The organism is Arthrobacter sp. M4 (assembly GCF_020251205.1).
In the GTDB taxonomy this organism is placed as follows: Bacteria; Actinomycetota; Actinomycetes; order Actinomycetales; family Micrococcaceae; genus Arthrobacter.
This window is the reverse complement of record NZ_JAIWYX010000001.1, coordinates 1-18,077: the sequence shown is the minus strand read 5'-3', so window position 1 is coordinate 18,077 and position 18,077 is coordinate 1. Positions and strand designations below refer to the sequence as shown.

Sequence of the window (18,077 nt, the reverse complement as noted above, 5' to 3'; positions counted from 1 at the left end):
GTAATATCGACAGGTGCTGATTCTGCTTCCCCCTTCCGAAGGTAAGACTCCTGCCACCAAAGGCCCGGCCGTCGACTGGTCGGCACTGAGCTTCCCCGAGCTTAATATCCACCGCGCCACTGTGCTGGATGCCCTGGGAATTGTCAGCGCCCATGAGGACGCCCTCGCGCTGCTGGGCGTTGGCGCTTCGCTGCAGGCCGACGTCGAACGCAACACGAGGCTCCACGCCGAGCCAGCCGCCCCTGCCCACCAGGTGTATTCGGGAGTGCTTTACGACGCCCTGGGCTTCAATGGAATGACGCCCGCCCAGCGCCGCAAGGCGACGGCGTCAGTCTTGGTGGTCTCCGCCCTCTGGGGCGCTATAGGCTTCGGGGACAGCGTGCCTGCCTACCGGCTGTCCATGGGCACAGCACTGCCCGACGTCGGACGCCTCGCCACGTTCTGGAAGCCAAAACTTGCGTCCGCCCTCGCTGCCAGGACCGACGGCGAACTGCTGGTCGACTGCCGCTCCAGCACATATGCGGCAGCTTGGACTCCCCCACCCGCCCAGACGGTAGCTGTCAACGTCTTCACGGAATCGAACGGAAAACGGACCGTGGTCAGCCACTTTGCCAAGCACACGCGCGGGGAACTGGCCAGGCACCTCTTGACCCGCCGCGGCAGGGCTCCGCAGTCGCCCGCCCAACTTCTTTCCGCAGCGCAGGAGGCCTGGCAGGCCGAGCTTGTGGAGGGCACTTCCCGCAAGCCTCATACCCTAAACATCATCCTCGAGGGCTAGGGCAAGTCAGGCAGGCCGAACTAGTTCCACTCCGCGGAACGGACCAGGATGCAACCTGAGTCGGGGCAGAACACAATGTCGTCTTCTGCAGCTGCCTTGATCTCAGCGAGGTCGCCGGGGCTGAGCGTCATGCCTGACCCTTCGGATTTGCCGTGGAACAGCCGGGCCGCCCCAACGCCTCGACGGGCCAAGGTTTTCTCATAAACGGCCAGCATGCCCTGGTCCAGACCGCTGGCAAAGGCTTCCCTCTCCGCCGCAATGGCTTTTTCTTCCTGGGCGACCTCCGAAATGGCCTGATCAAGTTCAGCGCGGATCACGGAGAACGATTGCTGAATGTCGTCCGTGATCTTTTGCTGTGTGGCTTGCTTCTCCCGAAGGCCATCCAGCCTCTCGAGGATCTCAAGCTCAATGTCCTCAAGATCAGAGCGCCTGCGGTTGAGCGAAGCGATATCACTCTGCAGTGCCACCAGGTCCTTCGAAAGCCCGGTTCCGCTGTTGAGCCGGGCTTCGTCCCGGGCAATGCGCGCCGCCACTTGTTCAACATCCAATTCGGAGCGCTTGAGCTCGGCCTCTGCATCCTGGACGGCCAAGGTCGCCGTTGACAGCTCCCCCCTGGCCACAGCGAGGGCATGATTCAGATCGGTGATCCGTGGGTCTCCGTCAAGCACCCTTCGTTTGTTGGCCAACGCCTTTAGCCTGGCGTCCAGGGCTTGTAGATCCAAAAGCTTCAACTGTTCCGCCGGCGCTGCTTTCGCCACACAAACCTCCGCAGTTACTGTTTTCCGGGCCGTTGTCCTGACTCTAGTCCCCGCCGGGAGTGAGAATGAAGTCCCACGGATCGCTGTTGGTGGTGCTGACTCGGATTTCGACGTTATGGCCTTGGTCTGAGAGGACGTTCCCAAGGGCTTCCGCAGCCGGCGGCAACCACAGCCATTCACTTGCGAAATGGGACACATCGATCAGATAGGGACGGCCATTAACGGCTTCTTCCCGAGCCTCGGAGGCTGGGTGGTGTCGAAGGTCCGCTGTGACATAAATGTCAGCCCCGCTGGCCCGCACAGCATCGAACAGGCTGTCACCCGCACCGCCGCAAACGGCGACCCGACGGACAAGTCCATCCTTGTCCCCCGCAACCCGGACGCCACCTGCGACGGCCGGAAGTATCTCGAACACGCGGGCAGCAAAGTCACCCAGGGTCATAACATCAGCCAGGTCCCCAACTCTGCCAATTCCTTCTTCAGGGAGACCGTTAGCGGCGGGGGCGAGCGGTTCGGTGTTCTCCAGGCCCAGCGCATCTGCCAGTACGTCCGATACGCCACCGACGGCAGAATCGCCATTGGTGTGGATGGTGAGAAGTGCCGTCCCAGACTCGATAAGCCTGTGGATCGCCAGACCCTTCGCTGTGGTTGCGGCCACGGAGTTCACGCCTTTGAGGAGGAGCGGATGGTGCGTAACCAGGAGGTCCGCACCCCACTCCAACGCTTCGTCAACAACGGCGAGCGTTGGATCTACGGCGAAGAGGATCTTGCGGACGGAGGCTGTGGGCCGCCCCGCCACCAGGCCCACCTCGTCCCAGTCCTCGGCCAGGGACTCCGGCCAAAGCTCTTCCACGGCCACGAGGACCTCGCCAAGCGTGGGCACGGGTACTTCGTCGTTCCCGGCACCGGTCCCTGATCCAGAAGTCGCGCCTTCGTGCTCCGGAGCGGTGGTGTCTGCAGCTTCCATACACCTATTCTTACCTCATGCCGACATCGGGCAGTTCCGGCTTGGTCGTCCCGTCGCCGTCATAGTCCTGTAAGGAACATGGGGAATCTTGTGGGTCCCCGGACCATTGAAGAGGTCATGAGAACCTTTGTGCTTGGCGGAGGCTGCTTCTGGTGCCTCGACGCCGTCTACCAGAAGACCAAGGGCGTGCATTCCGTCGTCTCCGGCTACACCGGCGGGCACGTTCGTAATCCCGACTATTACGAAGTCTGCTCCGGAGTGACGGGGCATGCAGAGGTGGTGGCCGTGACATTCGACGAAGCGGTGATCCCCGAAGACGTCATCCTGGACATGTTCTTCGTCCTCCACGATCCCACCACGCTGAATCGCCAAGGCTATGACGTGGGGACGCAATACAGGTCGTCCATGTTCTACACCACCACAGAGGAAAAGATCCTCTTTGAGGACGCCATTAATCGCAACCAGCAACTGTGGGCCCGTCCGATAGTCACGGAAGTCGTCCGGCTAGGCGACTTTTATGAAGCGGAAGAAATCCACCAAAACTTCTACGCGAAATACCCGGAACAGGGGTATTGCCAAGTGATCATCAATCCCAAACTCGCCAAGGCCCGGAAATATTACTCTGCATGGCTTAATGCTTAGCTGGGGCATGCAGGGGCTGGTTAGGCTGACCTCAGTATTCCCTCTCGAGAGATAGGCATCACCACATGGCAAGGATCTACGACGACGTTACGCAGCTCATCGGCCGCACTCCGCTGGTGCGCCTGAACAGGCTGACCGAGGGCCTTGAGGCCGACGTGGCTGTGAAGCTCGAGTTCTACAACCCAGCCAACAGCGTCAAGGACCGCATCGGTGTTGCCATCATCGACGCTGCCGAGAAGGCCGGCGCCTTGAAGCCGGGCGGCACCATCGTCGAAGGGACGTCCGGCAACACGGGCATCGCGCTGGCGCTTGTGGGCGCTGCACGTGGTTACAAGGTCATCCTGACCATGCCGGAAACCATGTCCACGGAACGTCGTGTCATGCTGCGCGCGTACGGTGCGGAAATCGTCCTCACCCCAGGTTCCGAAGGAATGCGCGGCGCAGTGGAGAAGGCGCAGGAGATTGTCGCCAACACGGAGAACTCCATCTGGGCCCGCCAGTTCGCCAATGAGGCCAACCCGCAGATTCACCGCGACACTACGGCGGAGGAGATCTGGGCTGACACTGACGGCAAGGTAGACATCTTCGTCTCCGGCGTTGGAACGGGCGGAACCATTACGGGCGTCGGCCAGGTCCTCAAAGAACGCAAGCCGGACGTCCAGATCGTGGCTGTTGAGCCGAAGGACTCCCCCATCCTCAACGGCGGCACGCCCGGTCCCCACAAGATCCAGGGCCTCGGCGCCAACTTCGTGCCGGACATCCTGGACACCAACGTCTACGACGAGGTCCTGGACGCCACTCTGGAGGACTCAGTCCGCGTGGCCCGCGAACTGGGAGCCCGCGAAGGAATCCTCGGCGGTATCTCCTCGGGCGCCATCGTCTGGGGTGCACTGGAGCTGGCAAAGCGCCCGGAGAACAAGGGCAAGCTGATCGTGGCTGTTGTTTGCGACTTCGGCGAACGTTACATCTCCACTGTCCTTTTTGACGATATCCGCGGCTGATCCGCCAAACGAACTGCTGACTTTGCCAGCATTCCTGTAGAAAGATCTTTGTGAGCTTTTTCGGAAGACTAAAGGAAGACCTCGAGGCCGCCAGGTCCCATGACCCGGCGGCCCGAGGCTCTTTTGAGAACTTCTTCGCATACTCTGGCCTGCACGCCATCTGGGCGCACCGCCTAACGCACAAGATGTGGAAGACGCCGTCGCTGAGGTTTCCGGCTCGACTGGTCTCCCAGTTCGCCCGGTTCCTCACCGGCATTGAAATCCATCCAGGTGCCACGATTGGACGGCGCTTCTTCATCGACCACGGCATGGGTGTGGTCATCGGGGAAACATCGGAAATCGGCGACGACGTGATGATGTACCACGGCGTCACCCTTGGAGGTCGTTCCTTGGCCAAGGTCAAACGCCACCCGACCATTGGGGACCGGGTCACCATCGGTGCGGGAGCCAAGGTCCTGGGCCCCATCACGATCGGAGCCGACAGCGCGATCGGTGCGAACGCCGTCGTCGTTAAGGACGCTCCGGCTGAGTCCATCATCACCGGCGTGCCGGCTACGTGGCGGCACCGCGATTCCAAGCTGGAAACAAAGCCGGCCGTGGACCCTGCCGAGTACTACATCGAATACCGAATCTAGTTCCCAAAGCGGTTGTAGATCGCCCGCAGAACGGCATCGAACGCCCGGTCCGGAAGTAACCGCCGGGCGGCCAGGATGGAACCCGCGCCCCGCCCAGCGGGGTAGCGGGTTTTCGGCTTCCTGGCTGTTGCCGCCCGAACGATTGCCTTGGCTGACATCTGCGGAGGCGAAGCGAACACTGTCCCTTCAGTGGAGGCCAGGGCAGCCGCCATCATGCGTGCCTGTGAGGCGTAGGGACCGCTTCCCGAGGTCGCCAGCAGCAATTCCCCAGCAATCCGGCCCCATTCACTTGCTGTCCCGGAAGGCTCGATGATGCACACCGATATGCCATGCGGAGCCAGTTCCAGCCGGAGGGAGTCACTCAGGCCCTCAACGGCAAACTTGGAAGCGTGGTACCAAGCGCCCAACGCCTCGTAGATTTTGCCGCCCATCGAGGAAACATTGATGATTCGCCCCTCGCCGGCTTCCCGCATGTGCGGCAGGACCAACTGGGTCATTCTGGCCAGGCCGAAGACGTTCACGTCGAACTGGCGGCGGCCTTCATCCAAGGGCGTTTCCTCCAACGAACCGTACGATCCATACCCCGCGTTGTTGACCAAGACGTCGACGCGGCCATGATCGTCGACGATGTGCCGGACTGCTGCAGCCATGGATTCTTCGTCTGTCACATCCAGCCGCAGCACGTGCACCCCGTAGGCTTTCAACGGCTGCATTTTGTCCAGGCGCCGGGCACCCGCGTACACGGTGAAGCCCGCTTTCGAAAGCATAATCGCAGCCTGGTGGCCGATCCCGGTGGAAGCGCCTGTCACAAGTGCAACTCGTTGGTTCACTCTGGTCTCCTTTGCCCTGCGGGAACAACGGCCTGGTGAAAACGCGGCAGGCCGGCGCCCTCCCAGCCTAACTGGGGGGATGCCGGCCTGTGCGGGTGCGGGGCTTTTAGTGGGTGTCTACCGCGGAGACCTCGGACTTGTCCTCGCCCCACAGGGTGTGGAAGGTGCCTTCCTCATCGATGCGGCCGTAGGTGTGCGCGCCGAACAGGTCGCGCTGGCCCTGGATCAGGGCTGCCGCGACGCGCTTACGGCGCAGGCCATCGTAGTAGGCCAGCGAGGAGGAGAACACGGGAACCGGGATGCCCAGTTGCACGGCGGTGGCCACTACCCGGCGCCAAGCCGGCAGGGCCTCCGCGATGGCCTTGGTGAAGGCCGGAGCGAACAGCAGGTTGGCGGGCTTCTCCTCGGCGGCGTAGGCCTTGGTGATGTCCTTGAGCAGCTCGGCACGGATGATGCAGCCGGCACGCCACAGGGAAGCGATCTCGTCAAGCTTGAGGTCCCAGCCATATTCCTTGGCCGCGGAGGTCAGCATGTCCAGGCCCTGTGCGTAGGAGACCAACTTGGAGGCGTACAGTGCCTGGCGGACGTCCTCGACGAAGGTCTCGGGGATTTCCACCGCAGCCTCTTCGCCTGCGAGGAGCTCCTGGCCCAGCGTCCGCTGCTCGGACTGGGAGGACAGGGCGCGGGCGAACACGGACTCGGCGATACCGGACACCGGGGAACCCAGCTCCAGGGCGGAAATAACGGTCCAACGGCCGGTGCCCTTCTGGCCGGCGGCGTCAACCACGACGTCGACAAACGGCTTGCCGGTCTTGGCGTCAACGTGGCCCAGGACCTCAGCGGAAATCTCGATCAGGAAGGAGGACAGCTCGCCCTTGTTCCACTCGGCGAAGATCTTGGACTGCTCGGCCGGTTCGATGCCTGCGCCGGAGCGGAGCAGGTCGAAGGCTTCACCGATGACCTGCATGTCGGCGTACTCGATGCCATTGTGGACCATCTTGACGAAGTGACCGGCACCGTCGGTGCCGACCCAGGCGCAGCAGGGCTCGCCGTCCACTTTGGCGGAGATCTTTTCCAGCAGCGGGCCGAGGGCCTTGTAGGACTCCTTGGAACCGCCAGGCATGATGGACGGGCCGTTCAGGGCGCCTTCCTCACCACCGGAAACGCCGACGCCCACGAAGTGCAGGCCCTTCTCCGCCAGGGCCGCTTCGCGGCGCCGGGTGTCCTCGTAGTGGGAGTTGCCGGCGTCGATGACGATGTCGCCCTCCTCAAGGAGCGGCACAAGCTGCTCGACGACGGCGTCCACCGGCTTGCCGGCCTTGACCATGATGAGCACGCGACGGGGCTTTTCCAGCGAGTCGACGAGTTCCTGCAGGCTCTCGGTGCGCACAAAGTCACCTTCGTTGCCATACCGCTCCAAAAGCGCATCGGTCTTCTCCACCGAGCGGTTGTGCAGTGCAACGGTGAAGCCGTTCCGGGCCAGGTTCCGGGCCAGATTGGCACCCATCACCGCAAGACCAGTGACACCGATGTGTGCTGACATCAAAACTCCAATTCAATCGTCATGTGAGCTCCGCGTTACGGGCGGAACATGTTTCGGAAACAAGGGCTCCAATAAACCATATGTATTCGGGGTCACTACGGGAAAGTAGCGCCCACCTTTTGGAAGCGGAGGCGTCACAAAGAGTCTATGATGCCCTCCTCGTCGATGTCCTCACGGTGAGATACGCCTCACCAGCCCGACGAGCCTGCGCTCATCGAGGTGTCGTTCGGCGCGCCATTATGCTTACCACTATGTCAACCAGCCTTCACCACCGCGCCGTTGAGCACTTGGGAACCCGCATCGTTGGCGGCATGCTGCCCACGGGCCATGTGATGCTCGCGGAGCACCTCGAGGAGGAACTCAAGGTCTCCCGGTCGGTGGTGCGGGAAGCGGTTCGGGTGTTGCAGAGCCAGGGCCTCGTGGAGACCATCAAGCGCGTCGGGATCCGTGTCCTTCCCGCCCACCGTTGGAATCCCTTCGATCCCTTGGTGATTCGCTGGCGACTGGACAGTGAGGGCCGCGGGGCCCAGTTGCGATCCCTCGCGGAGCTGCGCTCCGCCGTCGAACCCGCAGCCGCGGCGCTTGCCGCACTGAACGCGCCGGACTCCATGCGAAAGGAACTGCTTGAGGTTGCGCTGGCGATGCGGGACGCGGGCAGGGCGGGAGAGGTACAGCGTTTCCTGGACTTGGACATCCGGTTTCACGCACTAGTCCTGTCCGGCTCGGGGAACGAGATGTTTGCCAACTTGATTGGCCAGGTGACCGAGACCCTCGCAGGCCGTACCGCGCATGGACTAATGCCGGAGCACCCAAAGGAAGAAGCGCTCCAATGGCACTTGGACGTGGCCCAGGCCATCACTTCAGGCGACGGAGACAAGGCCCGGGAGGCGTCGACGCGGATCATGCGCGAAACCATCCAAGACCTTGAACCCAGCTGGCAGGGCCAGCCACGGGTCTTCGTCCCAGTTGAACGGCGCCCGGCCCAGCGCAGCGCCTAGGACCGGCCCAGCGCAGCGCCTGGCACCAGGCCAGCGCAGCGCCTGCCCAGACACCGTCTCAGTCACGGAAATTCAGCAGGACTTTCCCCGAAACCGAGGGGTCCTTGGCGGCTTCGAAGGCGTCCAGGCCCCTTGTCACCGGGAATTCGTGCGTAACCACGGGGCCGGTCTGCAGGGAACCATCGGCCAACGCCGCAATGACGTCGTCGATTTCGTCATTGAAGCGGAACGATCCAAGTAGCTCCAGCTCCCGGGTGATCGCCAGCGACACCGGCACAGGCTGGGGGCCAGAAGGGAGCAGGCCGACCATCACCACGGTGCCTCCGCGCACCGCCCCGTTGATCGCTGATGTGAGACCTCGATGATTCCCGGAGGACTCGATGACGACGTCCGCCTCCACTGCGGCGATCCCTTCAGTGTCGTCACCCCGCAGAACCCTGTCGGCGCCGACCGCCGTGGCAATCTGCAGCGGCTTGTTGTGCATGTCGACGGCAACAATCTGGGCCGCCCCTGCACGCTTCAGAACCGCAACTGTTAGTGCACCGATGGGACCGGAACCGATGACGAGGGCCGTCTTCCCGGCCACGTCACCGGCCCGCGCGACTGCGTGCCAAGCCACGCTTGCGGGTTCAACGACGGCTGCGGTGCGCAGGTCCAAAGCGCAAGGCAGCGCGCGAAGCATCCGGCTCGGCAGGTTTGCATACCGGCTGAAGGCGCCCTCCGTGTGCGGGAACTTCGCGGCGCTGCCGAGATATGTACAGCCGGGTGACAGGTTGGGCCGGCCGGCCGGGTAGCGTGCGGCTCCCGGGCCCGGAGTGGCCGGGTGGACAGCTACCCTGGCGCCCTCCCTTGGACCACTGCCATCGGCTGCCTGCTGAACCACCATTCCCACGACTTCGTGGCCCAGGATCATAGGCGCGCGCAATATCGACTCACCGGCTGCTCCGTGCTGCCAGTAATGAAGGTCTGAGCCGCAAATTCCTCCATAGGCGATTTCGACGACGGCCTCATGCGCGGCCGGGGCGGACAAAGAAACATCTTCGATGCGCAAGTCGCCCGCCGAATGCACCACAACGGCGGGAGCGGAAGCAGGAAGTGCGACAGTAGGCATCAGACCACCACCGTCATTCCGCCATCAACGAAGATCGTTTGCCCGTTGACGAAATTGGAAGCTTGGGAGGCCAGCCACACCACCGGTCCGGTCAGGTCCTCCACAGTCCCCCAGCGTTGGGCCGGAGTCCTGCCGAGGATCCAGGCGTTGAATTCGGGATCATCGACCAGCTTCTGCGTCATCTCGGTGTGGATATAGCCCGGCGCAATGCCGTTTATTTGAAGCCCCGATGCCGCCCACTCGGCAGTCATGGCCCTCGTTAGGTTGCGAAGTCCGCCCTTGGCCGCGACGTAGGGCGCAATGGTTGGCCGGGCAAGGTCCGACTGCACGGAACAGATGTTGATGATCTTTCCCCGGCCTCGGGTGATCATGCGGCGCGCGGCCTCTCGTCCCACCAGGAAGGCACTCGTCAAGTCCGTGGAGATAACACGCTCCCAGTCGTTTACGTCGAGGTCCAGCATGGGAACACGGTGCTGGATTCCGGCATTGTTGACCAGGATCTCAAGTGGCCCCACATGTTCTTCGATCCATGCAACGCCGCGGGCCGCATCGCCGCTTTTGGTGACATCAAATGCACAGCTGTGGATTCGGCCGGATCCAAAGTCCCGGGCCATAGCATCCTGGGAAGCTTTGAGGCGCTGCTCGTCGACGCCATTGAGGACCACCACCGCTCCCGCTTCGGCCAGACCGCGGGCCAAGGCGTTCCCGATGCCCCTGCTTGATCCGGTAACCAGGGCGACGCGGCCAGTTAAGTCGAATGAAGAGTTCAAGGAGACGTTGCCTTTCAATTGGCCATCGAATCGGTGTGGCGCGCGCCTGACAGATTGGCGATCGCCTGTCGCACAACAGCAAGGTCCTGGTCCCCCAGCCCCTGCGCCACGAGGTGCCCGTACAGTTCCATTCCGGCGCTGGCCATGGGCACCACTGCTGCAGTTTCCTCCGCGGCGTCAGCCACGAATCCCAGATCCTTGCGCATGAACTTGGCGGGCCCTGTGGGCGTGTAATTCTTGGCGGCGAGCCGTGGTCCCAGTTGTTCCAGCACGCGGCTGCCGGCCAGGCCGCCGGCCAGGACCTCGAACAAGGCCCCCACATCCATGCCGGAGCGCTCGGCGAGTTCCGCAGCTTCGGCGAGCGCCGCCGTCGTTGTTCCGACGATCAACTGGTTGCACGCCTTGGCGAGGGACCCCGAGCCCAGGGGGCCCATCCGGCGCACGGTGGTCCCCATGGCCTGAAGGACGGGGAGGATGCGGTCAAAAACATCCGGCTCGCAGCCCGCCATGATGGCCAGTGATCCGTCGATGGCACCCTTGGTGCCTCCGCTGACGGGAGCATCAACGACGACGGCGTTCCCTCCGCTCGCGGCGTGGACCGCCTCACCGAAGGTTCGGACGCCAGCGGGCGACACGCTGCTCATGACCAGGATCACGGTTCCGGGTGCTGGGGGTTCGACCCGCCAGGATTCCAACAGTGGCTCCACGGTCTCTTCGATGAACGGAAGGTCCGGAAGCATAAAAATGATGACAGGCATGCTGCGGAGTTCTTCCAAGGAGGCGCAGGACTGTCCACCCTGTTCCTCGAAGGCGTGCAGCGCGGCGGCTGAGCGGTTCCATCCGGCGACTTCCCAGCCCTTTCTGAGGAGATTTACGGCCATTGGGAAACCCATGAGTCCCAGCCCCACGAATCCGGCCCGTTGTTCGATCATCCGTTGCGACACCTCACTTCGTTGTGATCAAGTATGACTTTTCGTTCAGCATCTTATCCACCATTCAGTATGATGAACAACATGACGTCTCCTCAAATCACTATCGCGATCGCCGTTCCCCTCGAAGCTGAGCTCGTGGACCGCATCCGGGATGTAGAAACCTCAATCACCGTTCTCTATGAGCCGCAGCTTCTGCCGCCGGAGCGCTTTCCTGCCGACCACTCCGGAGACCCGGCATTCCGGCGAACGCCGGAGCAAGAGGAGCGGTACTGGACAATGCTGGAGCAGGCCCAGATACTCTACGGTTTCCCAAACGAGAGCCCCGCGGGCCTTGCGCGCATTGCGCGGAGCAACCCGCATTTGCAGTGGGTCCACGCAATGGCCGCCGGCGCAGGTGGCGCCGTCAAGGCATCCGGCCTGGACCGTGCCACCCTCGAGAAGTTCAAGGTCACTACATCAGCGGGCGTCCACGCACTGCCGTTGGCCGAGTTCGCAGCACTGGGCATCCTCAATGGCTTCAAGCGCAGCGCCGAGCTGGCCCAGGACCAGGCGGCAAAGCACTGGCCGGAGCTGCGGATACCAACCAGGCTCGTCAATGGTTCCAACCTTGTTGTCACAGGGCTGGGCGAAATCGGCCTGGAGACGGCACGCATCGCCCGGGCGCTCGGCATGACCGTGAGCGGAACAAAGCGCAACGTCGAAGCGATCGAGGGGATCGAACGGGTTGTGGACAACTCCGGACTCGCCTCACTCCTCGAGACCGCGGATGCTGTGGTCAATACCCTGCCAGGCACTCCCTACACCGAGAAGCTGTTTAATCGCGAGGTCTTCGCGGCCATGAAACCGGGCACCGTCTTCATCAACGTCGGCCGCGGAACGGTAGTGGATGAAGCGGCACTCCTTGAAGCCCTCGACAATGGACAAGTGTCCTACGCCTGCCTGGACGTCTTCGCCGTCGAACCCCTCCCCCAGGACAGCCCGCTCTGGGAGCACCCGAAGGTCATGGTGTCGCCTCACACCTCCGCGCTCAGTGCGGCCGAAAACCGACTCATCACCGAGCGTTTTTGCAGCAACCTCCGCATTTTCCTCGACGGCGGCGAACTCCCGCACCTTGTGGATCCGGTGCATTTCTACTGAGCGCCATCGGCATCAGCACAAACCCGCGGCCCCTCCGATTTGGAGGGGCCGCTTTGTCATCCCCCCGCGAATCCCGCCCAGACCCCAAGCCGCCACAGTTGGCGGCCGGTGGAGCGTACTTGCCCGTTAACGCTTCAGCGGCGGACGTCTTGGATGACGTCCGCCGCTGTGGCGGGGACCGGATGCCGGGTAGCTACGCAGCGTCTTCGACGGCAAGCAGGTCCCGCCCTGCAGTTTCCGGAGTGAAGAACGTGGTGACGAAAGAGATCAGGGCAAGCACCAACGAATAGATTGCCGGCACCAGCCACGAGTTGCCGGTGGCAGCCAGGAGCGCCACGCCGATGAGCGGTGCAAGGCCACCCGCGATGACGGCCGAGAGTTCGCGGCTCAATGCAACGCCGGTGAAGCGGTACTGGGAACCGAACAATTCGGGCAGCAGCGGGCACTGCGGACCGAGCATGGACTGCACACCGAGAGCGATGCCGACCACCATGACCGCCCAGACGAGAGTGACGTTGCCCAGAGTGACCAAGTAAAAGGCAGGAAGGGCAATCAATGCCTGGAAGAGGGCGCCATAGCGGTAGACCCGAACACGGCCGAACCGGTCAGACAATGCGCCGAAGGTAATCACCATGACGGCGGCAAAACCGGCTGCGATGAGCAGGCCGACGGGCCCAACGAACTTGTCACCAGGGAAAACACCTACCGAGGCGCTCATGAATGAAATGAGCAACGCCGAATAGATGGAGGAGTTGCCGTTCTCACCCATACGAAGACCAATTCCGACGAGGACATTCTTCTTGGAGTGCTTCCACAGCTCGCCAACGGGGTTCTTCACCACATTCTTGTGCTTCTCCAGCTCCTGGAACACGGGAGTTTCCTTGAGCTTCAAACGAATGAAGACAGCCACAATGATGAGGACAGCGCTCGCGAGGAAAGGGACCCTCCACAGCCAGGATTCGAGTACCGCTTTGTCTGCCAAGGCAATGAGGGTAAAGGTTCCGGCGCCCAACAGGGTACCGAGCTGGATCCCGACGAACGGCAGCGAGGCGAAGTAGCCGCGACGCCGCCGTGGGGCCACTTCGGAAATCAACGTGGTGGCGCCCGCCTGTTCGGCACCGGCGCCCAGCCCTTGGATGATGCGTAGGGTCACCAGCAACACGGCACCCAGCATGCCCGCCTGCTCGAATGTTGGCAGCAGGCCAATGGCGAAGCTTGCTGCACCCATGAGCCCGATAGTCAGGATCAGGACCATTTTGCGGCCGAAGCGGTCACCAATGAAGCCAAAAAAAATTCCGCCAAACGGGCGGGCGGCGAAACCCACTCCGTAGGTGGCGAACGACGCGATCAGGGCACCCGTTTCACCCAAAGGCTTGAAGAAGAGCGGGCCGAAAATCAAGGCCGAAGCGAGCCCGTAAATGTAGAAGTCGTAGTACTCCAGAGCGGAGCCCACTGAACTGGCCAGTGTCGCCTTACGAAGCTGACCCGGTTCGACGACGGCGCCGTCAGCGACTGCCGATTGGGTATTGGTACGAGTTGTCACAAGCACTCCCTTGAGAACACTCCAGACCCCCGTTGGTCTGGTGGCATAGCGACCGCCACCTATGGCGTGAATCACTATATTGAACAGAGTACAGCAAGCTGAACGGAGTGCAAGTTGTAATCTGCTTTATTGCCTTCTTCCCACTTTCCGACACCGGTGCCATGCGACCCAGCCCCGGGGAACGAAGTTCCGGGCGTTCTAGCCCATTGGGTTACCCAACAGATGGGCCAGCTCCTGGAGCTCCTTGACCATGAGGGCTCCCTGCTCCTCGGAATATGTCGCTTTAAGGGCCGTGACGGACAGCCCCAGACTCGGTCCGTGCGCACCGTGCGTTGGGACAGGCACCGCGAGGCAGACCACACCCAGCGTGGATTCCTCATCCTCGAACGCGTAGCCACGCTGCCGGATGGTGGCAATTTCGGCTTTGAACTCCTCGGCCGTCCGCAGTGAGTGCTGGGTCATCGTTGGCAACTGCATGCCGTCAGGGAACATCTCGGCGATGTCATGGTCATGGAGGCGGGCAATCAGGATCTTGCCAACCGCACAGAGGGACACCGGCATCTTGTCTCCAATATTGGAGGTCAGTCGCACCGCCGGGTGACCTTCATAACGTGCCAGGTAGATGACATGATCGCCATCCAACATCGCAATACGCACTGTTTCGCCAGAGAGGGTGGGCGCCTGTTCGCAGAAGCGGTAGAACTCCTGCACTTCATCCATCCGGCTCAGGTACGCGGCTCCGAGCTCCACAAGCTTGCGTCCCAATGCGAAGTCCGAGCCCTGGCGCGTGATGAGCCGCGCTTCCTCCAATGCCAGCAGGAGGTTGGACGTGGAAGACTTGGGGATGCCCAACTCGCGGGCCAGGTCGCTTAAGGTCAGGCGCCCATTTGAAGAGGCGGCCAAAGCTTCCAGAACAGCTGCCGCCCTTGTAACTGCCGGGGCCGGCGAAGAAGCACCGAGGCCTTCGGATGAACGGGAGCTTCGGGAATCGGCCATGATTCTCCTTCAAATAGGCGCACTGTCCAGTCCATTGGACAGAAACCATCATAGTGGAAATGGCGCCAGCAAGCTGTGGCAGGTTCCGCAACGAACAGCTGATTGCCGGACTCTTTCAGGGCCATCACGGCCGCCTAATGGGGTACGTCCGGCTCAATTCACTTTTCCAGAATTTCACTGTATATTCATTTCAAGCTCTCCACCGCGGCATCCCCCAATAGTCGCGGTGGAGAGCTTTTCCATTGGGTCAATTCCCCTGTTCCCCAGTGCGGCCTAACACAGTGGTCCCGGACGGATCCGTCCAGGGCTACAGTCCGGAGCCGCCAACCCCCTCCGCTGCCATCCCGGACAAGCTCCATGGTGGCCAGGTCCGAATTCGGATTTGCCCCGAGCCTGACCTGCACCTGCCAGACCTCTATGTCCACGCGTCCACTGCCCGCAGGCATTCGACGCTGCTGGCTCCACCAGTTGGTCCTTTCAAACCACCTGACAGGAGGCGCCGCTACCTCCCATTCATGCGTTCCCCGAACGATGCGCTCCGGCAGGCCGTCTGGAGACGACCTCATGATCACGTGCTCCATGACGCGCACTCTAGGGGAAGGGTAAGACAGGAAGTCCGGACCGCCTGCAAGGAGCCGCCGGTGATGAGATGGAAACAAAAAGCCGCCGTCCCGGCCTTGGGCCGGAACAGCGGGTTAGTCCTAATTCACTGGGTGGGTCCTACCGGGATCGAACCGATGACATCCACGGTGTAAACGTGGCGCTCTACCAGCTGAGCTAAAGACCCTTGGATGGTTTCCTGCGACTGTTCTTGTTATCCCAGCTGCCGAACCAACGAGCTAAGACTCTACCTGATCAAGCGGTCTGATGGCTAATCGGGGCCGTCAGCCCAGGCAAGTCGGGCAAATTGCCAGCCAGCCAAGAGAGCGCTGGGCTTACCCCAGCGTCGATCTTGACTGATGCGAGGCTGTCTCCCCTCGTGTGACCCCGATTGATAATGACCACCGGCATTCCCCTGCGCGAGGCGTGCCGAACAAAACGCAGGCCACTCATTACGGTCAGTGACGAGCCAGCCACTAGAAGCGCTTCCGCCGAATCGACAATGGCGTAGGAACGCTCTACACGCTCTTTGGGGACGTTTTCACCGAAGTAGACAAAATCCGGTTTAAGGGTTCCGCCACAGGCAGGGCAGACTGCCACAACGAATTCACGGATAAGCCGCGGATCCTCCAATGTCGCGTCGGCGTCCGGGGCAGCAGTCACGAGGCCCGTCTCCATCGCTTCACGAAGGAAATCGGGATTCAATTCCTCGAGAATTGCTGCGACCAAGGAACGTGTAAAGCCGTGGCCATTATCGAGGCAGACAACGCGGTCAAAACGACCATGGAGGTCTACGACGTTTACACTACCCGCGTCCTCGTGCAGGCGGTCCACGTTTTGGGTCACCAGACCGCTCAACAGCCCCCGGTGCTCCATCAGCGCGATGGCGGCATGCCCGGCGTTCGGGTCGGCATGCCGCAAGTGGGACCAGCCAATGTGGTTGCGCGCCCAATAACGCCTGCGGTTGTCCGGCGACCCGATGAACTCCTGGAAGGTCATCGGTTTCCGTGGCGGCGAGCCTGGTCCCCGATAGTCAGGAATCCCTGAATCCGTGCTTAGGCCTGCACCGGTGAGGACTGCGATCCTGCGGCCGCCAAGAATGGCCGCCGCTTCCTGAATTGCCGACAATTCCTTGTCGTTCAGCGCTTCAGGCTCAGACGGCGGACTGCTGGCGAAGCCCGTCATGCCGACCCCGGGGCGACCCTGCGTCATGCCGGTTGTCTTTCAGTGCCGGCCAGCGAGGTTCACAATTGAGAGGTCCCTCAGCACCTTGCGGTATTCAGCGAGCTCACGGGCCTGCCCACGCGGGTTCACCACCACATACCGGATCATGCCCTCGGCATCGATGATGAAAGTACCCCGACGGGCCATGCCACTGTCGCCGTCGAACACTCCATAGTCCCTGGCCACGCCGCCATGGGGCCAAAAATCCGCTAGCAGCTCGAAGCTGTAGCCCTCTTGTTCCGCGTAGGCGCGCAGGGCGAACTTACTGTCCACCGAAATAGCCAGGACCGTGGCGTTGGCGTCCTCGAAGACTGCAAGGTTGTCGCGGATTTCACACAATTCCCCCGTACAGATGCCGGAGAAAGCAAAAGGATAGAAAACCAGGACCACGTTGCTGCCCCGGAAAGAGGAGAGTCGAACGGGTTCGCCATGCTGATTGACGAGCTCGAAGTCAGGGGCTGTGCTGCCGACCGCAGGAACGGAGGCCTGCGGCTCCTGGACAGCCGCCGTCACTTGTTCTTCCTGGTCACTAGCCGGGTAGCGTGCCAGTCTTTCGAAACGCCGACGGCGGTGGTGCAGTGCAGACCCGCTGTCGGTGCCGCGTCCTGGATTTCTGCCGGGGAAACGTATCCTTCACGCCCGGACTTGGGTGTTAGCACCCAGACAACACCGCCTTCAGTGAGTGTGGTTAGGGAATCAACAAGGGCATCTACCAGATCGCCGTCGCCTTCGCGCCACCAGAAGATCACAGCGTCCACAACTTCGTGGTCGTCCTCGTCCAGCAGCTCCGATCCGATGAGATCTTCTATATCGTCACGCAAATCGAAATCGACATCGTCGTCGTAACCGAACTCCTGAATCAGATCTCCCTCTTTGAAACCCAATCTTTCCGCCACATTTACCGAAGTGGCGGCGTCGGCCTCACTCACGTTTTCCTCCTCTTGAAGTGATTTCGATTACTACAAGCCAACACCCTTTGCCCCCGGGCTTCAAGCTGTTGCCCAGCGATCCGCCATATTCCGCGTCCCATAAGGGCGGCCAGGGCGGTGGTTGAGACCCGCGTCATAGAACAAGTATCACCGCGACATACAACGCTGCCGTGTGGTCTGCGGCTACTCATAGCGTGGATCTCGAAGCTAGAGTGGCTCCTAATCAACTATGCCTGCGGGGCGACCGCCTTGTTTACCGTGCAGTCATAGACTTGATATGACCCTGCCCGGCACACATGACCGGGCCGACGTTACCGAGTTGCCGCACACGCCGCGTTCACGACGGGCAGTTACCCTGCCGGACCTGAGGCGTCGATACGTGCGCCAGAAGAGAGGTTGGACGTGGCTGTAGGAGAAGACACCTCACACATCCTTAGCGTGTTGACGAACCAGCTGCCTGATCGTGATCCGGAGGAGACCGCGGAGTGGGTTGAGTCTCTGGATGCGTTGATCCGGGAGCAGGGTACCGAGCGTGCCCAGTTCATTATGCGGAGCCTGTTGCAGCGTGCGGGGGCGCAGAGCGTTGGTGTGCCGATGGTCACGACGACGGATTATGTGAACACGATCCCGGCGGACCAGGAAGCGGAGTTCCCGGGCAATGAGGAGTTCGAGCGCCGGTACCG

18 protein-coding genes, 1 tRNA gene and 1 pseudogene are annotated in these 18,077 nt (G+C 61.9%); 7 read left to right on the top strand and 13 right to left on the bottom strand.

The window, feature by feature from the left end; genetic code table 11:
• Positions 1-13 precede the first annotated feature (13 nt).
• Positions 14-778: a YaaA family protein gene (locus LD110_RS00105; protein WP_225495419.1), complete on the top strand. Its 765-nt coding sequence runs from the start codon at positions 14-16 to the stop codon at positions 776-778.
• Positions 779-798: 20 nt separating this feature from the next.
• Here LD110_RS00105 and LD110_RS00100 read toward each other — a convergent pair whose 3' ends face one another.
• Together LD110_RS00100 and LD110_RS00095 are read right to left on the bottom strand one after the other, a co-directional pair.
• On the bottom strand, positions 799-1,536 hold the full coding sequence (locus LD110_RS00100) for a zinc ribbon domain-containing protein (protein WP_225495417.1): 738 nt from the start codon (positions 1,534-1,536) through the stop codon (positions 799-801).
• 43 nt (positions 1,537-1,579) lie between these two features.
• Positions 1,580-2,503 carry a Nif3-like dinuclear metal center hexameric protein gene (locus LD110_RS00095; protein ID WP_225495415.1) on the bottom strand — a complete coding sequence of 308 codons (924 nt, stop codon included), beginning with the start codon at positions 2,501-2,503 and terminating at the stop codon, positions 1,580-1,582.
• 117 nt (positions 2,504-2,620) lie between these two features.
• On the opposite strand from LD110_RS00095, the gene msrA reads away from it, so the two are divergent.
• The 3 genes from msrA to epsC all read left to right on the top strand — a co-directional run bounded on the left by msrA (position 2,621) and on the right by epsC (position 4,781).
• Positions 2,621-3,145: a peptide-methionine (S)-S-oxide reductase MsrA gene (msrA, locus tag LD110_RS00090; protein WP_225496384.1), complete on the top strand. Its 525-nt coding sequence runs from the start codon at positions 2,621-2,623 to the stop codon at positions 3,143-3,145.
• Positions 3,146-3,210: 65 nt separating this feature from the next.
• Complete coding sequence (gene cysK / locus LD110_RS00085) at positions 3,211-4,146, top strand: cysteine synthase A (RefSeq protein WP_225495405.1); 936 nt, start codon at positions 3,211-3,213, stop codon at positions 4,144-4,146.
• Between the two features lie 50 nt (positions 4,147-4,196).
• Positions 4,197-4,781, top strand: a complete 585-nt coding sequence (gene epsC, locus LD110_RS00080; protein WP_225495403.1) for a serine O-acetyltransferase EpsC — start codon at positions 4,197-4,199, stop codon at positions 4,779-4,781.
• On the opposite strand, the gene LD110_RS00075 is transcribed toward epsC, so the two are convergent.
• Entirely contained in the window at positions 4,778-5,611 is an 834-nt protein-coding gene (locus LD110_RS00075) for an oxidoreductase (protein ID WP_225495401.1), read from the bottom strand. The two genes, epsC and LD110_RS00075, sit on opposite strands and share 4 nt — an antisense overlap.
• A gap of 106 nt (positions 5,612-5,717) precedes the next feature.
• Complete coding sequence (gndA, locus tag LD110_RS00070; protein WP_225495399.1) at positions 5,718-7,154, bottom strand: NADP-dependent phosphogluconate dehydrogenase; 1,437 nt, start codon at positions 7,152-7,154, stop codon at positions 5,718-5,720.
• A 251-nt stretch (positions 7,155-7,405) separates the two neighbouring features.
• On the opposite strand from gndA, the gene LD110_RS00065 reads away from it, so the two are divergent.
• Complete coding sequence (locus LD110_RS00065) at positions 7,406-8,152, top strand: FadR/GntR family transcriptional regulator (protein WP_225495397.1); 747 nt, start codon at positions 7,406-7,408, stop codon at positions 8,150-8,152.
• A 58-nt stretch (positions 8,153-8,210) separates the two neighbouring features.
• Here LD110_RS00065 and LD110_RS00060 read toward each other — a convergent pair whose 3' ends face one another.
• The 3 genes from LD110_RS00060 to LD110_RS00050 are packed head-to-tail and all read right to left on the bottom strand — an operon-like array spanning position 8,211 to position 10,965.
• Positions 8,211-9,263: an L-idonate 5-dehydrogenase gene (locus tag LD110_RS00060; protein ID WP_225495395.1), complete on the bottom strand. Its 1,053-nt coding sequence runs from the start codon at positions 9,261-9,263 to the stop codon at positions 8,211-8,213.
• Positions 9,263-10,033, bottom strand: a complete 771-nt coding sequence (locus LD110_RS00055; RefSeq protein WP_225495393.1) for an SDR family oxidoreductase — start codon at positions 10,031-10,033, stop codon at positions 9,263-9,265. Before LD110_RS00055 ends, LD110_RS00060 begins: the two co-directional genes overlap by 1 nt.
• A gap of 14 nt (positions 10,034-10,047) precedes the next feature.
• Positions 10,048-10,965: an NAD(P)-dependent oxidoreductase gene (locus tag LD110_RS00050; protein WP_225495383.1), complete on the bottom strand. Its 918-nt coding sequence runs from the start codon at positions 10,963-10,965 to the stop codon at positions 10,048-10,050.
• A 69-nt stretch (positions 10,966-11,034) separates the two neighbouring features.
• Here LD110_RS00050 and LD110_RS00045 point away from each other — a divergent pair, with 69 nt between their 5' ends.
• Positions 11,035-12,102: a D-2-hydroxyacid dehydrogenase gene (locus LD110_RS00045; protein WP_225495374.1), complete on the top strand. Its 1,068-nt coding sequence runs from the start codon at positions 11,035-11,037 to the stop codon at positions 12,100-12,102.
• Positions 12,103-12,295: 193 nt separating this feature from the next.
• Here LD110_RS00045 and LD110_RS00040 read toward each other — a convergent pair whose 3' ends face one another.
• The 6 genes from LD110_RS00040 to LD110_RS00010 all read right to left on the bottom strand — a co-directional run bounded on the left by LD110_RS00040 (position 12,296) and on the right by LD110_RS00010 (position 17,394).
• Positions 12,296-13,651 (bottom strand): MFS transporter, encoded by a 1,356-nt coding sequence (locus LD110_RS00040; protein WP_225495372.1) that lies wholly within the window; start codon positions 13,649-13,651, stop codon positions 12,296-12,298.
• Between the two features lie 192 nt (positions 13,652-13,843).
• Positions 13,844-14,641, bottom strand: a complete 798-nt coding sequence (locus LD110_RS00035; RefSeq protein ID WP_225495363.1) for an IclR family transcriptional regulator — start codon at positions 14,639-14,641, stop codon at positions 13,844-13,846.
• 714 nt (positions 14,642-15,355) lie between these two features.
• Positions 15,356-15,428: transfer RNA gene (locus LD110_RS00025), tRNA-Val, on the bottom strand.
• Between the two features lie 68 nt (positions 15,429-15,496).
• Positions 15,497-16,453 carry an NAD-dependent protein deacetylase gene (locus LD110_RS00020; RefSeq protein WP_225495362.1) on the bottom strand — a complete coding sequence of 319 codons (957 nt, stop codon included), beginning with the start codon at positions 16,451-16,453 and terminating at the stop codon, positions 15,497-15,499.
• A gap of 12 nt (positions 16,454-16,465) precedes the next feature.
• The gene (locus LD110_RS00015; RefSeq protein WP_225495361.1) at positions 16,466-16,978 is read right to left on the bottom strand and encodes a peroxiredoxin; all 513 of its coding nucleotides are present in this window, start codon (positions 16,976-16,978) and stop codon (positions 16,466-16,468) included.
• On the bottom strand, positions 16,975-17,394 hold the full coding sequence (locus LD110_RS00010; protein WP_225495360.1) for a DUF3052 domain-containing protein: 420 nt from the start codon (positions 17,392-17,394) through the stop codon (positions 16,975-16,977). The genes LD110_RS00015 and LD110_RS00010 overlap by 4 nt, the downstream gene beginning before the upstream one ends.
• Positions 17,395-17,796: 402 nt before the next feature.
• On the opposite strand from LD110_RS00010, the pseudogene LD110_RS00005 reads away from it, so the two are divergent.
• Positions 17,797-18,077 (top strand): annotated as a pseudogene (locus LD110_RS00005) (pyruvate dehydrogenase (acetyl-transferring), homodimeric type); the annotation flags it as partial.

What these genes read in the sequence shown, in the direction of transcription:
- LD110_RS00095 (WP_225495415.1), bottom strand. Translation starts at nt 2,503, where the DNA reads ATGGAAGCTGCAGACACCACCGCTCCGGAGCACGAAGGCGCGACTTCT.
- msrA (WP_225496384.1), top strand. Translation starts at nt 2,621, where the DNA reads ATGAGAACCTTTGTGCTTGGCGGAGGCTGCTTCTGGTGCCTCGACGCC.
- cysK (WP_225495405.1), top strand. Translation starts at nt 3,211, where the DNA reads ATGGCAAGGATCTACGACGACGTTACGCAGCTCATCGGCCGCACTCCG.
- gndA (WP_225495399.1), bottom strand. Translation starts at nt 7,154, where the DNA reads ATGTCAGCACACATCGGTGTCACTGGTCTTGCGGTGATGGGTGCCAAT.
- LD110_RS00065 (WP_225495397.1), top strand. Translation starts at nt 7,406, where the DNA reads ATGTCAACCAGCCTTCACCACCGCGCCGTTGAGCACTTGGGAACCCGC.
- LD110_RS00060 (WP_225495395.1), bottom strand. Translation starts at nt 9,263, where the DNA reads ATGCCTACTGTCGCACTTCCTGCTTCCGCTCCCGCCGTTGTGGTGCAT.
- LD110_RS00050 (WP_225495383.1), bottom strand. Translation starts at nt 10,965, where the DNA reads ATGATCGAACAACGGGCCGGATTCGTGGGGCTGGGACTCATGGGTTTC.
- LD110_RS00045 (WP_225495374.1), top strand. Translation starts at nt 11,035, where the DNA reads ATGATGAACAACATGACGTCTCCTCAAATCACTATCGCGATCGCCGTT.
- LD110_RS00035 (WP_225495363.1), bottom strand. Translation starts at nt 14,641, where the DNA reads ATGGCCGATTCCCGAAGCTCCCGTTCATCCGAAGGCCTCGGTGCTTCT.
- LD110_RS00020 (WP_225495362.1), bottom strand. Translation starts at nt 16,453, where the DNA reads ATGACGCAGGGTCGCCCCGGGGTCGGCATGACGGGCTTCGCCAGCAGT.